This window comes from Micromonospora sp. NPDC005172 (assembly GCF_040608555.1).
Lineage (GTDB): Bacteria > Actinomycetota > Actinomycetes > Mycobacteriales > Micromonosporaceae > Micromonospora.
Window position 1 is genome coordinate 1 of sequence record NZ_JBEXIL010000017.1, and the last position, 12,587, is coordinate 12,587.

Sequence of the window (12,587 nt, forward strand, 5' to 3'; positions counted from 1 at the left end):
GCCCGGTGATGAGGACGTATCGATGGTTTAGACAGCCGGCTCACGCCGGTGACTTCACCATAATCTGACGTCACCAAGGACCGAGCCGGCCGGGCTGCCCCGAAACCCCCCACAGCGACCACCGAGCAGAGATCGGCGGACCAAGGGACGAGGCCTGGGCCAACGCGGTCCGGAAGATCAGCCGAGGGCTGGCCGTGACGGTCGACTACGGGCATCTGCGGAACGACCGACCGGTGGACGGGACGTTGACCGGTTACCGGGCTGGGCGGCAGGTGCCTCCGGTACCGGACGGGTCGAGTGATGTCACCGCACACGTCGCCATGGACTCCGTCGCCTCCGCCGGCGCGGCGGTCGCCCGGTGTGCGTACTCCCTGGTCTCGCAGCGAGAGGCGCTGCGGGCGCTCGGGGCCGACGGTGGGCGACCACCGCTCAGCCTGGCCGGCACCGACCCGGCCGGCTACGTGCGGGCGCTGGCCACGGCGTCGGCGGTGGCCGAGCTGACCGACCCGGCCGGACTCGGCGGGCACTGGTGGCTGCGCCAACCGGTCGGCATCCCGCTATCGCCGGCCGTGGCACGATGACGGGCATGAGCACCGACGCCGGGGACCTCCGCGAACTGACCGTCGGCACCGGGGCCGGGCTGGTCGCCGGCACCGGCGGTCAGCAGCTCGGCACCGACATGGTGCTCAACATCGGCCCGCAGCATCCCTCGACGCACGGGGTCCTGCGGCTGAAGCTGGTCCTCGACGGTGAGCGGGTCATCGCCTGCGAGCCGATCGTCGGCTACATGCACCGGGGGGCGGAGAAGCTCTTCGAGGTACGCGACTACCGCCAGATCATCGTGCTGGCCAACCGGCACGACTGGCTGTCGGCGTTCTCGAACGAGCTGGGTGTGGTGCTCGCGGTGGAACGCCTGATGGGCATGGAGGTGCCGGAGCGGGCGACCTGGCTGCGGATGGCCCTCGCCGAGCTGAACCGGGTACTCAACCACCTGATGTTCCTCGGCTCTTACCCGCTGGAGATCGGCGCGATCACCCCGGTCTTCTACGCCTTCCGGGAACGGGAGACCATCCAGGCGGTGATGGAGGAGGTCTCCGGAGGCCGGATCCACTACATGTTCAACCGGGTGGGCGGCCTCAAGGAGGAGGTGCCGTACGGCTGGACCGGGCGGGCCCGCGCGGCGATCGGCGAGGTACGCAGACGGCTGCCCGACCTGGACCACCTGATCCGCCGCAACGAGATCTTCCTGGCCCGCACCGTCGGGGTGGGCGTGCTGTCCGCCGCCGACGCCGCCGCGTTCGGCGCGTCCGGGCCGGTGGCCCGCGCCTCCGGCCTCGACCTGGACCTGCGCCGCGACGACCCCTACCTGGCGTACGACGAGCTGGACGTTCCGGTGGTCACCAAGACCGCCGGGGACTGCCACGCCCGCTTCGAGGTGCTCCTCGACCAGGTGTACGTCTCGCTGGATCTCGCCGAGCAGTGCCTCGACCGGGTGGACCGGCTGACCGGGCCGATCAACACCCGCCTGCCGAAGGTGCTCAAGGCGCCGGAGGGGCACACGTACGCCTGGACGGAGAACCCGCTCGGCATCAACGGCTACTACCTGGTGTCCCGGGGCGAGAAGACGCCCTGGCGGTTGAAGCTGCGCACCGCGTCGTACGCCAACGTGCAGGCCCTGGCCACCCTGCTGCCCGGCTGCCTCGTGCCGGACCTGATCGCCATCCTCGGCTCGATGTTCTTCGTGGTCGGCGACATCGACAAGTGACCGGGGTCGGCCCGCCGGTCAGCGCCAGCGGTCGGTGACCGGGGCGCCGCCTGCGCGGGGCGCGTCGTCCTGCGGCGGGTAGCCGTACCGCTCCTCGACCCGGCGGCGGCCGCCCTGCTGCTCGGGGGCGGGTTCCGGCTCGCGGCCGCGCTGGCGCGGCGGACGCCACTCGTCCGGCACGGGCACCCCGCCGACCGGCAACGCCGGCCGGCGCTCGTCCTGCCACCGCGCGTCGTCGTGGCGGCGCGGGTCCTCGTGCCGGCGCGGGTCCTCGTGCCGGCGCGGGTCCTCGTGCCGGCGCGGGTCTTCGCGGCGTGCTTCCTCGTGGCGGACGGAGGCCCAACGGTCCGCCATCCGGTACTCGGTGCCCGTGGCGTCGGCGTGCACCTCGGCCCGACGTTCCCCGACGTGCAGCTCACGGCCGTTCTCGTCGTCGCGGGCCGCCGCCCAGCGGTCGCCGGCCCGCAACTGCGACCAGTACTCGCCGGTGTCGTCCGCCCGCAGCGCGGGACCGGGCTGCGGGGCGCCGGCGCGCTCCGGCTCGACCTGCTCCGACCAGCCACGGCGCTGCGCCCGGCCATCCCAGGCGGGCTCCTCGGCCGGTGCGTACGCGTCGCGCTGGTCGGTCCACTCCGGCTCGTCGCGGGGAGCCGCCCAACGGGGCTCCTCGTCGCCGCGCTCGGGTCCGCCCCAGGCTGAGCCGTCGCGGGGGCCCGTTGGGGCCGACTCGCCCCGCGGGCCGGGCTGCGCACCCCAGGTCCGGTCGTCGGGGCGGCGGTCCCGGTCGTCGGCGTACCCGGACCGGGACTCCTCCGCGTCACCCCAGGAACGGGCACGCCCCTGGGCGCCACCGCCCCGGGTCCACTCCTGGGCCGGCGGGGTCCACTGGCCGGCGTAGCGTCCGGCCGGCTCCGCCGGACCGCCGCCGTCGACGACCGTGTGCCGGGTGGTGACGTGCACGGTCTCGGTGTGGCGGACCACGCCGACCGGTCGGTGCGCCGGCTCGGGACGGTCGTGTTCGCGCGGACGGCCGTACTCGCGCTGAGGGCTGTGCTCGCGCTGAGGGCCGTGCTCGCGCTGAGGGCTGTGCTCGCGCGCACGGTCGTGCTCCGGGAGGCGGGGAGCGGCGCCGTACACGCTGCCGGCGGTGGGCTCGGGGGCGTCCGCAGCACGGTGGCGGTACGCCGGTTCGTCGTCGTCGCGCTCGTCCCGACCCCACCGACCAGCCGTGTCGTCCGGAGCCGGCACCCGCGTCCGGGGGGGCACCTCGTCGGTGCCCGGAGCGGGCACCCGCCCGGCGGCCTCGCCCGGGGCCGGCACCCGCACGCGGGCGGCCGGAGAGTCGCCGGGGACCGGGACCCGGCTGCGGGCGGGCGGGGTGTCGTCCACGGGGTCGGCGGCTGGCCCGCGGGCACGGCTGGCAGCCGCCGGCTCGGCCGCCGGGGCACCGCCGGCGAGGGCCGCGCCGGTGGCGTCGAGGCGGCGACGCACCGCGGCGACACCCTCCTGGGCTCGCTGCGCCTGGTCCAGCGCCTGGTTGCCGCGCTGCGCGGCGGCCACGATCTCGGCGCGCAACTCCCGGCGCAGCTCCTCGATCTCGTCCAGCAGCTCGTCGGCGCGCGCCGAGGCGCCGTCACCGTCGGGGCGCAACGCGATGGAGAGGCCGATCAGCACCACCGCCACGATGGCAAGCACCGCCGCGAGACGCAGTGGACCGTTACCGTCCGCCACCAGGAGTATCAGCGCCGCGACGGGCGCCAGAGCCACGCCGCCCCAGAAGAGCACGGTCAGCAGCAGCGGTTGACGCCGGGCGTCGGGGGTGGCCGGGGCTGGCATGGAAGAGCAGCCTACCGACGATCCGCACCGGAGGGAACGGTTGCCGGACGCACGGACGCCCCCGCCCCGCAGGGGGCAGGGGCGTCCGTGACACGCCGTAGCGGAGCGTCAGCTCGTGGCGAACGCGCCGTCCGAGGAGAAGACCAGGCCCACGCTGATCTTGCCCTCACGCAGCCCGTTCTTGGTCAGCGGCCCGCCCTGGTCCAGGGAGGAGAACGAACCCACCGAGAGACCGTAGGTCTTCTCCAGGCCCGGCTTGCAGAACGGCCGCTGCTGGCACTCCGGCGGGCCGCCCAGCACCGTGGCGCTGCCGGAACACTTCGCGGCCAGCTCGGAGAGGGTCCGCACGCCGTACTTGTCGGCGAACTCCTGGGTCACCGCGAAGGCGTTCTGGTCCTGCGCGGCGGCCGGGGCACCGAAGGTGATGCCCGCCTTGTCGCCCTCGGCCTTGAGCGCGGTCACCGTCTTGTTGATGTCGGGCGAGGAGACGGGCGGCGGGTTCTGGCCGTTGGCCTTGGCGTTGAGGAACTCGGCCATGGTCGACGCGTACTCCGGGACGACCTGGATCTCGCCCTTCTCCAGCGCCGGCTCGTACAGCTCCCGGTTGCCGATCTGCTGCACCTTGACCTGGTAACCAGCCGCGGTGAGCGCGATGCGGTACAGCTCGGCCAGCGTCTGGCTCTCGCTGAAGTTGCCGGCGCCGACCACGATCTCACCGCCCGGGCCCTTGGCGATGCCCGCGGTGACGTTGTTGGCGCTGCTGAACTCCTCGGCGGCCACCTTGGGGGTCTTACGGTCGGCGTCGACGGCCTTGTTGAGCTGGACCAGCTTCGGCGTGTCGAGCGCCGCGGAGACCTTGTCGAGCGCGGCGATCAGCTGCGGGTTGGCCACCTTGCTGTTGACCGCCGGGAGGACGTTGTCGGAATTCTGGAGCTTCTTGTCGTCGGTCAGCGCGATGAGCTGCTTGCCGGCGACCGGTGCGCACCCAGCGCCGGAGGCGTTGGTCTGGGGGGCGTCGGTGCCGGACGAGCCGGCGTCGCCACACCCGGTGAGAAGTGCTGCCCCGGCCACGACGCCGATGGCGCCGATCGCGAGACGTGTACGTGCGCGCATGTGCCGCCCGCCTTCCGTGTCCCGGCGCGACCCGTCCCGGGCCGGCCGCGTGTCCGACGGGCGATCCTGGATGTCGGTCGCCCGCGACTCTCCACCCAACATGGTCCGCGACCGACCGACAACCTGGGATGGGCTTCGTCACCGCATCGTCACCGACCGGCCCACTGCTGGCCGCCGCTTCGGCGTCCGCTCACCCGGACGGGCCACGGCCCGCCACCACGTCAGGCCCGGCCGGTGGCGTCCGCGGGTCGCGGACGGCCCACACGCTGCCGGCCCCGACGCAGTGGACGCGGGGTCACCACGCGTTCGACGAGCCCGAGCAGCAGCTCGGCCAGCAGCGCCAGCCCGGCCACCAGTACGCCGCCGGCCACGATCTGTCCGCCACCGGCGGCGATGCTCAGACCGAACCCGGTGCGGATGATCTCGCCGAGCCCGCCGCCGTTGACGAACGAAGCCAGCGCGGCCGTGGCGATGACCTGCACGGCCGCCGTCCGGAATCCGGCGGCCAGGTAGGGCACCGCCAACGGCAACTCCACCCGCCGCAGCAACTGCCCGCCGGACAGGCCCATCCCACGGGCCGCGTCGCGTGCCTCCGGGTCGACCTGGCGTACGCCGGTGTAGGCGTTGGCCAGCAGCGGCGGTACGGCGAAGACGGCGAGCGCCACCACCACCGGCGTACGTCCGAAGCCGAGGAACGTCAGCGGCAGGATGGTCAGCAGCGCCAGGGTGGGGATGGCGAGGGTGGCGTTGGACACGAGCACCGCCAGGCCGCCGCCCCGACCAACGTGCCCGAGCCAGAGCCCGACCGGCCAGGCCACCAGGCAGCCGAGCGCCACGGCCAGGGCGGAGATCGTCAGGTGTTCGCCGAGGCGGTCCAGGATGCCCCCCGGATTGGTCCAGTTCAGCGGGTCGTTGAGCCAGAGCACCCCCTGCTGCAGGGGGTTCGCGGCGGCGCTCATCGAACGCCCCGGGCGGCCCAGGGGGTGACCAGCCGGCCCGCGAGCACCAGCAGCAGGTCCAGCAGCACAGCCAGCGCCACGCAGAGCACGGTCCCGGTCATGATCTCGGCCTTGTAGAGGTTGTTCTGGAAGCCCGCGAAGATCAGTTGACCGAGGCCGCCGTGGCCCACCAGCACTCCGACGGTGACCAGCGCGACCGTCGACACGGTGGCCAACCGCAGCCCGGTCAGGATGCCGGGGATGGCGAGCGGGAGGTCGATCCGGAACAGCCGCCGCCACCGGCCGTAACCCATGCCCTCGGCGGCCTCGCCCACCTCCGGCGGCACCTGATTGAGCCCAGCCACCACGTTGCGGACGATCAGCAGCAGCGCGTACAGGACCAGCCCGACCAGTACGGTGGTGGCGCCGGTGCCCAGGTACGGCGCGATGAACGCGAACAACGCCAGCGACGGGATGGTGTAGAACACGCCGGTGATACCGAGGATCGGGCCGGCCAACGGGCGGACCCAGTACGCGAGCACGGACAACGGCAGGGCGATCAACACCGCGATCAGCACCGCGCGCCCGGTCAGGGAGGCGTGTTCACGCAAGGCGGCGAGGATCGTGTCAGAGTTGTCCCGCACGTACTGCCAGGAGAACCAGGGGTTACCCGGGTCGGCCCGGTAGCTCAGGCGGAAGGACATACGTGGACGTTACCCCGGAGACCCCCGGCGCGGTCGGGTCCCCTCGCGCGGCATCGATCTCTCTGCAGGGCATCCATAAGCGCTACCCGAACGGCACCGAGGCCGTGCGGGAGCTGAGCCTGGACGTCAAGGCCGGCGAGTTGGTGGTGCTCATCGGCCCGTCCGGCTGCGGCAAGTCGACGGTGCTCCGCATGATCAACCGCTTGATCGAGCCCACGGCCGGACGGATCATGCTCGGCGACGAGGACGTCACGGACACCGACCCGGTGCGGCTACGCCGCCGGATCGGCTACGTGATCCAGAACGTCGGCCTCTTCCCACACCAGACGGTCCGGGCGAACGTGGCCACCGTGCCGGGTCTGCTCGGCTGGTCCCGCGACCGGACCCGCGCCCGGGTCGACGAGCTGCTCGACCTGGTGGGTCTGGACCCGGCCCAGTTCGGCCGCCGTTATCCGCACGAGCTGTCGGGCGGTCAACGGCAGCGTGTCGGTGTCGCGCGTGCGCTCGCCGCCGACCCGGTGGTGCTGCTGATGGACGAGCCGTTCTCCGCCGTGGACCCGATCGTCCGGGCCCGCCTGCAGGAGGAGTTCCTCCGCCTCCAGGCCGAGGTCCGCAAGACGATCGTGCTGGTCACCCACGACCTCGACGAGGCCGTCCGGCTCGGTGACCGGATCGCGGTGCTGTCCGAGGGTGGGCATCTCGAGCAGTACGACACCCCGGCCGCTCTGCTCGGCGCGCCGGCCACCGCGTTCGTCCGTGAGTTCGTCGGCGCCGACCGGGGAATCCGCCGGTTGGCGGTCACTCCGCTCGACCGCGAGTCACTGGAGCCCGTGCCCGCCGACGCCCCTGCCGACCTGCCCAGCGTGACGCTGGACGGCACGGCGTACGACGCTCTGGCGGCACTGCTGACGTCGGGACAGGACCGGCTCCTGGTGACCGACGACGGCCGCCCGGTGGGCGCACTGAGCCGCCAGCGCCTGCTCGGGCTGGGCGGCTAGGCCCGTTCGCCGAGGCTCGCGGTGCCGATGATCCAGCCGGTGAGGAAGCCGTAGCCGGCGCCGCTGCTGGCATCGGAGAGCGCCTTCAGCAGTGACGGGTCCGGGCCGAGCAGCGCCGCCACCACGGCGGCGAGGCCGCCGGCCAGCACGTAGGCGGCCCAGCCGGAGAAGAACTGGCTGACCGAGCCGGGCACCCGGGCCACCTGCGCGGCGGGCAGCAGATAGAGCAGGGCCACCGCGAGGAGGACCAGCGCGACGGCCCGCAGGTCGGCGGCGAACAGGCCGCCGGCCTGCCCATCCGCGTCCAGTCGCCAGGCCGGCCAGGCGAGCAGGCGCAGGTAGAAGCCGCCCGCCGAGTCCGGGTCGGTAAGCGTCGCGGCGGCCCAACCGGTGTACGCCGGGCTGCCGCAGATGCCGACCAGCAGCAGTACGGCGAGCGCACCGGTACCCGCGGCCGTCCCGTAGCGGCTGACCGGGCCCGTACGGACCAGTCCCATGATCCGCCCAGGGCCCGTGCCGGCCGGCCGGGCGGACCTGGGCTGCCCCGGGCGGCTCAGTGCTTCAGCAGGTAGTCGATGAAGGCGGCCCGCAGCAGCGGCGCCGACTCCTCGTAGCCGTGCCCGGTCAGCTCCCGCCACAGGGCGTTCGCCTCGTCGATGGTCGGGCCGATGGAGTTCGGCGCGCCGTCCAGCACCGTGGCCTCGTCCGCGTTCGGCAGGTGCCGGAGCACCGACCAGTAGAACCCCACGTCGCGGCGCTCCCGGGCCCGGGCGAACGCCCGCTCCCGCAGCTCCTCCGTGGACAGCGCGTCGAGTTCCTCGAACGAGGTTCCGCCGGGGGCGGCGGCTGGTGTGTCGGTCATGCGGCGAGCCTAACGGTCGAGATCAGCGCCGGCTCGACGGACGGGGCACGGCTCACCGCTCGCCGGCGTCCCAGCGACGCGGGCCGTCCTCCCAGCGGGGGTCACGCCACGGGTCGGCCGGTTCCGGCGCGGGCGGCGTCGGCAGGGTCGGAGGCCAGTTGTCGGCCGGCTGGGGCCGGGGGACGCTCCACCCCGAGCTGATCGTGCCATCGCGGACCGGCTCCGGCTTCTCCACACCACCCGGCCGGGGTCGTCCGAGCGTCTCGACCAACCGGGTCACCAGCAGCCCGACGCCGAGCGCCACCCCGCCCACCGCCCAGCGGCTCACCGACCAGTCGCGCTCCGGCGCGTACGCCTCGAAGACGGTGACCAGGCCGACCGCCAGCACCGTGCCGAACACCCCACCCCGCCGGCCGTACGCGCTGGTGCCCCCGAGCAGGGACACACCGATGGCCAGCACGGTCCAGTCCAGCCCGGAGGTGGGTGTGACGACTCCGGGACCGTTGGCGGTGAGCAGGACCCCGCCGAGCGCCGCCAGCACGGTGGATCCGACCAGCGCCAGCGCGGTGATCACGGCAGCCAGGGTGCCCCGGCGGCGCGCCGGATCGGCGACCGGCCGGTACCGACCCACCAGCCGGCGGATCGCCCGGATCGCGCCGAACAGACCGCCGAGCACCGCGACGGCGGCGAACCCGGCGAAGAGGAAACCGGCCGTACGCCCTGGGTCGTAGTCGCCCTGCACCAGCACCGGCCCCGACCGGCGTTCGATGTACACCACCACCCCGGCCGCGGCGGCCAGGCTCGCCGCCCAGGCGGGCACCTGCAGCGCCACCACGGCCAGTGCCAGCACGAGACCGCCCAGCGCGGCCACCACGACGGCCGACCCCACGGACACGGCCAGCCCCCGGTCGCCCTGCTCCGCGTAGTGCAGCGCGGCGGCGACCGCCACCGGCCCGATAGCCAGGTGGGGGGCGGCGGTACGCAGGCTCAGCCCGGCGGCGAGGGCGAGCAGCCCGAGGCCGACGGCGTCGACCAGCAACGTGCGCAGGTCGGCCCCTCGCAGCGCGGCCGGGTCGGCGCGCCAGAGCAGCCAGCCCAGAGCGGCCAGGCCGGCCAGCAGCAGGAGTTCCCAGATCACGTGCACGCCGACCCGGTCCCGGCCGGGCTCACCGTGGGTGGGATCGTCGAAGACGTTCTCCAGGACGGCGGCAGGCACCCCGGACGAAGGGTCGACCGACCGGTCCCGGCCCGTGTCCTCGTACCCCATGGCACCGCCTCCCCAGTGGCCGGCCGCTCCCGTGCCGGCACACGCACGGATCGGGGGCGGCCGTTGCTCTCCGATCGGAGGCACCGTACCCGCGCCCGGAGCCGGACGTAACCCCCTGCTCAGCGCTGGCCGGGGCGGCTCTCCCGCTGGTCCTGCTCGTGCTCGTCGTCCGGACGCTCCGGGACCCGGCAGGAGCGTTCCAGCCACAACGCGGCGCCCACCAGCGCCAGCGACGCCAGCAACCCGCCCCCGGCGGCCGGCCGGTCCCCGGTGGCGGCACGGGTGGTCTCCACCAAGAGCCACCCGCTGAGCCCGGCGTAGAAACCGGCGAAGATGGACCCCGCCAGCGCCGACGCCTTGGCCAGCACCACGAACCGCGCGACCAGCAAGGGGTTGACCGGATCGCGGCCGGGTTTACGGTCGATGCGGCCGCGCGTGTTGACGGCCGCGTACGCCTCCAGCACCGCGAGCGCGGCCAGCGTCACCACCGGCAACCACGGCAGATGGGGAATGCCGCTGTAGTAGAACGTGCTGATCAGCAGCCAGGCCACCGCCGCCGCAGCCAGGGCGGCCACGACCAGCGTCGAGATCCGGGTGGGACCCATCCGCGACCCGTCCGGGCCCGGCGGTGGGGACTTCGCCTGGGTCATGCCGGCCGGCTCCACTGGGTCATGCCGTCGACTCTAACGCCAGTTCCGGCCGTGGACGCAGTTCCAACGCGTCGTCGGCGGCCGGACCGGTGGTGAGCAGGTCGGTCAGCCAACCGTGGCCGGGCAACCGTCCGTACGGTTGGATGTCGATCCACGGTCGCAGCACGAACGCGCGCAGGTGCGCCCGGGGGTGCGGCAGGGTCAGCTCCTCCTCGTCGCTGAGCACCGGCTCGTCGTCGTCGCCCCAGACCGCGATCACGTCCACGTCGAGGGTGCGCGGCCCGAACCGCCGCTGCGGGTCACGGACCCGACCGGCCGCGCGCTCCGCGCCGCGGGCCCGCTCCAGCCAGTCGCGCGGAGTCGCGCTCGCGTCGTGGGCGAGCACCACCGCGTTCAGGTACGCGGGCTGGTCGGCGTCCCCCCACGGTGGAGTCTCGTACACCCCGGAGACCACCAGCACGGCGTCGCCGAGCGTCGCGACGGCCGTGCGGAGGTGCTCCAGGCGGTCGCCCAGGTTGCTGCCGAGCGACAGCACGGCCCGGGTCATCGGGTACGCGTCCGGGTCATCGTGACGGCTACGTCGGTGAACGTGTGCGGCACCGGCGCCTCCGGCTTGTGCACGGTGACCGTCGCGGCGACGACCCGATCGTCGGCCAGGCAGACCGCGAGCAGCCGGTCGGCCAGGGTCTCGATCAGGTTGACCGGCTCGCCGGTCACCACCGCCACCAGCCGCTCGGCCAGCTCGCCGTAGTGGACCGTGGCGGTCACGTCGTCGCTGGCGGCGGCCGGGGCGAGGTCCAGCTCCAGGACGGCGTCGACCACGAAGTCCTGCCCCTGCGCCCGCTCGAAGTCGTACACCCCGTGCCGGCCGCGCGCCCGCAGGCCGGTCAACTGGATCCGGTCGCTCATCGGTCCGCCTCCCGCTGGCCGGCCCACTCCTTGGCGGGTGTGAGGCGCGGGCTGCCGGTGGCGGCCCAGACGGCGAGCGCGTCCACGGTGGCCCGCACGTCGTGGACGCGTACACCCCAGGCGCCCGCCGCGACGGCCAGCACGCTCGTGGCCACGGTGGCGGCCTCCCTCTCGGCGGTGGGTCGCGGCGTGCCGTCCGCGTCGGCGAGCAGGCGGCCGAGGTAGGACTTGCGGCTGGCTCCGAAGAGCAGCGGGTATCCGAGGTCCAGCAGCTCCGGTAGGCGGGCGCTGAGTTCCCAGTTGTGGGCGGCCGTCTTGGCGAAACCGAGGCCGGGGTCGACGACGATGCGGTCCGCGGCCACTCCGGCGGCCAACGCCGCGTCGACCCGTAGCCCGAGTTCCTCGCGTACGTCGGTCACCACGTCGGTGTAGCTGGCCAGGTCGCGCATCTGCCGGGAATGGCCACGCCAATGCATCAGCACCCAGGGACAGCCGGCGTCCCGCACGACCCGGGCCATGTCGGGGTCGGCCAGGCCGCCGGAGACGTCGTTGACCACCTGGGCGCCGGCGTCCAGAGCCGCCTCGGCCACCCGCGCGCGGCTGGTGTCGATGCTGACCGGCACCCCGGCGGCGCTCAGCTCGCGGATGACCGGCAGGACGCGCTCGGCCTCGGTCGCCGCGTCGATCCGGTCGGCGCCCGGGCGGGTCGACTCACCGCCGATGTCCACCAGGTGCGCACCGGCCTCGCGGAGACGGACGCCGTGTCCGACGGCCGCGTCGAGGTCGGCGTACCGTCCGCCGTCGGAGAAGGAGTCCGGCGTGACGTTGAGGACGCCCATCACCACCGGGCCCGGGGCCCGTACCAGATCGGTCACGACTAGACGGTACCGGTCGTGACGACGGCCCCCGGCGACCCGGGTCGACCATCACTGACGTGCGCGTTAGAACAGGTGTACGATCGGTCGTCCGGGCAGTAACGGGCAGCCTCTTCGCGGCTTGTCGCAATCCGGGGCGGCCCGTACGCTTTGGAATTGGCCAGCATTGAGATGGCGAAGCTTGGAGGGAGGGCCGAAGCGGGGAAAAACCGCCCAAAGCTCGCCACCCTCCGTGGTGAGTAACGAACGCAGGGTCGAGATCGCTGCGCCCTGTCAGCAGATTTCCCGCCAGGCTTTGCCTACTGCACCGCCGCGGCACCGCCGGCCGCGCTATGGGGAGGTTCCAGTGATCGCCTTCGAGCTCATGGAGACGGCGTCGTCCGGCGTCGCCCACGCGCTCTCCACCCTGGCGTCGGCTCCGCTCGCCGAGCCGGCCCCGAAGGGGATCGACACCAACAGCGTCGTCACCTTCTTCGCCAGCAAGATCGCACCGATCCTGCTGGCGGTCCTGGGCGTCATCTTCATCGGTCGCGCCAGCCGGGGCGAGATTTCCAAGGTCCTGACGAGCTCCGCGATCGCCATCGTCGGGCTGGCCTTCATCGCCGGCGCGGCAACACTCTTCTTCGTCGGCGATTACCTGATCGACCTGATCTTCGAATAGGCGCGGTCA

Annotated in this window: 14 protein-coding genes and 1 pseudogene; 4 read left to right on the forward strand and 11 right to left on the reverse strand. The window is 73.5% G+C overall.

Going from position 1 to position 12,587, the window contains the following annotated elements; translation table 11 throughout:
• Positions 1-122: 122 nt before the first annotated feature.
• Both ABZV06_RS14320 and ABZV06_RS14325 read left to right on the forward strand, forming a co-directional pair.
• Positions 123-581 (forward strand): annotated as a pseudogene (locus ABZV06_RS14320) (SAM-dependent methyltransferase); the annotation flags it as partial.
• Complete coding sequence (locus ABZV06_RS14325) at positions 578-1,765, forward strand: NADH-quinone oxidoreductase subunit D (RefSeq protein WP_355238502.1); 1,188 nt, start codon at positions 578-580, stop codon at positions 1,763-1,765. The pseudogene ABZV06_RS14320 and the gene ABZV06_RS14325, both read left to right, overlap by 4 nt.
• Positions 1,766-1,783: 18 nt before the next feature.
• On the opposite strand, the gene ABZV06_RS14330 is transcribed toward ABZV06_RS14325, so the two are convergent.
• The 4 genes from ABZV06_RS14330 to ABZV06_RS14345 form a co-directional block, all read right to left on the reverse strand.
• Complete coding sequence (locus ABZV06_RS14330) at positions 1,784-3,601, reverse strand: hypothetical protein (RefSeq protein WP_355621505.1); 1,818 nt, start codon at positions 3,599-3,601, stop codon at positions 1,784-1,786.
• A gap of 108 nt (positions 3,602-3,709) precedes the next feature.
• A complete protein-coding gene (locus tag ABZV06_RS14335) occupies positions 3,710-4,714 on the reverse strand; it encodes a glycine betaine ABC transporter substrate-binding protein (protein WP_355238508.1) in 1,005 nt (334 codons plus the stop codon).
• Between the two features lie 221 nt (positions 4,715-4,935).
• Positions 4,936-5,673 carry an ABC transporter permease gene (locus tag ABZV06_RS14340; RefSeq protein ID WP_355621508.1) on the reverse strand — a complete coding sequence of 246 codons (738 nt, stop codon included), beginning with the start codon at positions 5,671-5,673 and terminating at the stop codon, positions 4,936-4,938.
• Complete coding sequence (locus ABZV06_RS14345; protein ID WP_355238514.1) at positions 5,670-6,356, reverse strand: ABC transporter permease; 687 nt, start codon at positions 6,354-6,356, stop codon at positions 5,670-5,672. The genes ABZV06_RS14340 and ABZV06_RS14345 overlap by 4 nt, the downstream gene beginning before the upstream one ends.
• A gap of 2 nt (positions 6,357-6,358) precedes the next feature.
• Here ABZV06_RS14345 and ABZV06_RS14350 point away from each other — a divergent pair, with 2 nt between their 5' ends.
• Positions 6,359-7,354: an ATP-binding cassette domain-containing protein gene (locus ABZV06_RS14350; protein ID WP_355238517.1), complete on the forward strand. Its 996-nt coding sequence runs from the start codon at positions 6,359-6,361 to the stop codon at positions 7,352-7,354.
• Here the strand turns inward: ABZV06_RS14350 and ABZV06_RS14355 are convergent.
• The 7 genes from ABZV06_RS14355 to folP all read right to left on the reverse strand — a co-directional run bounded on the left by ABZV06_RS14355 (position 7,351) and on the right by folP (position 11,917).
• Positions 7,351-7,851: a hypothetical protein gene (locus ABZV06_RS14355; RefSeq protein ID WP_355238520.1), complete on the reverse strand. Its 501-nt coding sequence runs from the start codon at positions 7,849-7,851 to the stop codon at positions 7,351-7,353. The genes ABZV06_RS14350 and ABZV06_RS14355 overlap by 4 nt on opposite strands.
• 56 nt (positions 7,852-7,907) lie before the next feature.
• On the reverse strand, positions 7,908-8,216 hold the full coding sequence (locus ABZV06_RS14360; protein ID WP_355238523.1) for a hypothetical protein: 309 nt from the start codon (positions 8,214-8,216) through the stop codon (positions 7,908-7,910).
• A 52-nt stretch (positions 8,217-8,268) separates the two neighbouring features.
• Entirely contained in the window at positions 8,269-9,483 is a 1,215-nt protein-coding gene (locus ABZV06_RS14365) for an ABC transporter permease (protein ID WP_355238526.1), read from the reverse strand.
• A gap of 119 nt (positions 9,484-9,602) precedes the next feature.
• Complete coding sequence (locus ABZV06_RS14370; RefSeq protein ID WP_355621511.1) at positions 9,603-10,133, reverse strand: DUF3180 domain-containing protein; 531 nt, start codon at positions 10,131-10,133, stop codon at positions 9,603-9,605.
• A 19-nt stretch (positions 10,134-10,152) separates the two neighbouring features.
• The gene (folK, locus tag ABZV06_RS14375) at positions 10,153-10,680 is read right to left on the reverse strand and encodes a 2-amino-4-hydroxy-6-hydroxymethyldihydropteridine diphosphokinase (protein WP_355238532.1); all 528 of its coding nucleotides are present in this window, start codon (positions 10,678-10,680) and stop codon (positions 10,153-10,155) included.
• The gene (gene folB / locus ABZV06_RS14380) at positions 10,677-11,042 is read right to left on the reverse strand and encodes a dihydroneopterin aldolase (protein ID WP_355238535.1); all 366 of its coding nucleotides are present in this window, start codon (positions 11,040-11,042) and stop codon (positions 10,677-10,679) included. The genes folK and folB overlap by 4 nt, the downstream gene beginning before the upstream one ends.
• Positions 11,039-11,917 (reverse strand): dihydropteroate synthase, encoded by an 879-nt coding sequence (gene folP / locus ABZV06_RS14385; protein WP_355621514.1) that lies wholly within the window; start codon positions 11,915-11,917, stop codon positions 11,039-11,041. The genes folB and folP overlap by 4 nt, the downstream gene beginning before the upstream one ends.
• A gap of 346 nt (positions 11,918-12,263) precedes the next feature.
• Here folP and ABZV06_RS14390 point away from each other — a divergent pair, with 346 nt between their 5' ends.
• Positions 12,264-12,578, forward strand: a complete 315-nt coding sequence (locus tag ABZV06_RS14390; RefSeq protein ID WP_030327982.1) for a hypothetical protein — start codon at positions 12,264-12,266, stop codon at positions 12,576-12,578.
• Positions 12,579-12,587: the final 9 nt, after the last annotated feature.